This is a genomic window from Actinocorallia lasiicapitis, assembly GCF_054778695.1.
On the sequence record NZ_BAAGZI010000644.1, the window covers coordinates 1 to 1909 of the forward strand.

Genomic DNA, 1909 nt, shown 5'->3' on the forward strand with positions numbered 1-1909 from the left:
GTCAGCGGGTCGGGCAGGTAGGTGGCGGCGCCGAGGATGGCGGCGGTGGTGTCCTCGTCCCTGAAGGCGGCCAGGTCGCCGATGCCGGGCAGCAGGTCCCGGGCGTAGGCGCGGGCCTGCCCGCTCCACGAGGTGTCCGAGGTGAAGCGCGGGTCGCCCGGCGCGACCGGCAGTCCGGCGACGGCGGCGAGTTCGTCGAACGCTCCCGCACGGAACGCGCGGGCGACGCTGCCGTGCTCGGACGGCATCATCTCCAGGCCGGCGGCTCCGCTGCGCAGCCACCTGTTGTAGGCGCGCACGGCGAGCGTGGCCTGCCGCTCCATCTCGGCCAGGATCCGGGGGAGCGCGGCGACGAACGCGGCGACCTCCGCCGGATCGCCGACGATCCTCAGGCTGGTGACGCCCTGGCCGAGGGGGAGGCCGACGATGACCACGTCGGGAAGGTCCGCGGGGCGCTCGGCGCGGACGCCCGGCCAGGTGGCGGCCAGATGCTCGACGGCCGCGCGGCGGTGCCGGCCTCGTCCCGCGACGTTCGGGAAGTCCACGGACAGGCGGCCGATGCCGAGGACGGTGTCCACGAGCATCTCGTCGCGCTCGATCAGGGACGGCTGGGCGGTGGTCACGTGCGGTTCCTCCTCCTGGTGCGGATGTCGACGGGTCTTTCGCCCTGCTCACAAGCCGCGCTGGCCGCCCTCGGGCAGGTGCATGTTCGCGCGAATCTCGTACAGCTGCTCCTGCCGGTAGGCCTCGAACTGCTCCGGGGTCATGCAGTCCTCGCACGGGTTGCTCGCCGAGCAGCTGCAGCTCATCACGTCCTCCTGGGCGGTGATCGGGGAGTTCGGCGTCTTGGTCATGAGACCAGCATACACCATATCAAATCATTGCCGCAACGCTATGCTATGTAATAATGAAATGAAATTATGAATGTTGATCTTGATCCTCGGGCCTTTTAGTATCCATGTGGATACTTATTCGTAGGTGTGGCGCGATGATTTGAAATGATGAAAGTATCCACATGGATACTGAAGGTAGGCGTGAGTGATCGTTCTCGTCGGCCTGGTCGTCGCTACCGCGCTGCTGCGGCTCGTCGAGCGCGCGGCCGCGCGCTTCCACCTCGAGGGTGGGGCCTCTCTCCGTCGTCGGGCAGGCTCTGCCATGTCGCGCCGGCGGCCGCCGCGGAAAGGGTCTGCCGTAGGCCCGCGGAGCGGCCCTTGGAGTGGTGGTCGTCGGTGTGGCATCCCTCGGGGTGACCGATGGCGGGGAGAGGACACGCCCCACCACCCGCCGTCCTGCAGTCGTCCGCCGTCCCCCACCTCTCTCCAGAGGAGGGCCAGGGGTGCAGGGGGCGAAGCCCCTTGCGGGTCTTCACCTCGTCGAGGTCCCAGTCGTCATCCGCCAGGCGGTGCCCCGCGACTGGCTTCGGCTCGTCGATGCCGTTCTTGCCTGTGACGGCCTGCAGCTCGATCCCCGCCTCGTCGTCCGCCGCGCCTGTTCCGGGCAGCGTCGTCGTGACGGTCGGCACGTTGGCCGCGCTCGCCGCGGTGGGCGGCTGGTCCTGGTCGCCGAGAGCACCATGGGCTGATCCGAGGGCAACCGAACTCGCGGTGACGCGGCCCCCTGGGGCCGTGGCGCCGTGAGTTCGGGCGGCAGCCGATCGCCCCAGCCCGCGCCCCAGATCAACCATGCTGGCGATCGTAGGGCCTTGCGGTGTGGATGGCGTGGGTTTCACCCGGGTGTCGTCGCACTGTTACCGGCGGCGTTCGGCTCGGGCTCGGGCCAGGGCGCGCGCTCGGGCGAGTTGGGACGGGGTCGGCTCGGGCGGCGGGGCGTGGACGCTGGCGACGCCGAGCTCGGCCGCGAAGGCCTCGGCCGGTTCGGTGAGCGTCCACGTGCGCGTCGGCGGCCGGTC

Annotated in this window: 3 protein-coding genes; all 3 read right to left on the reverse strand. The window is 70.2% G+C overall.

Features of this window, described 5'->3' with window-relative positions; genetic code table 11:
• The coding region (locus ACYVE7_RS33305) for a hypothetical protein (protein ID WP_460370464.1) at window positions 1-623 on the reverse strand (623 nt) is incomplete at its 3' end.
• 48 nt (window positions 624-671) lie between these two features.
• Window positions 672-854: a hypothetical protein gene (locus ACYVE7_RS33310; protein ID WP_460370465.1), complete on the reverse strand. Its 183-nt coding sequence runs from the start codon at window positions 852-854 to the stop codon at window positions 672-674.
• A 212-nt stretch (window positions 855-1066) separates the two neighbouring features.
• A complete protein-coding gene (locus tag ACYVE7_RS33315) occupies window positions 1067-1684 on the reverse strand; it encodes a hypothetical protein (protein WP_460370467.1) in 618 nt (205 codons plus the stop codon).
• Window positions 1685-1909 lie beyond the last annotated feature (225 nt).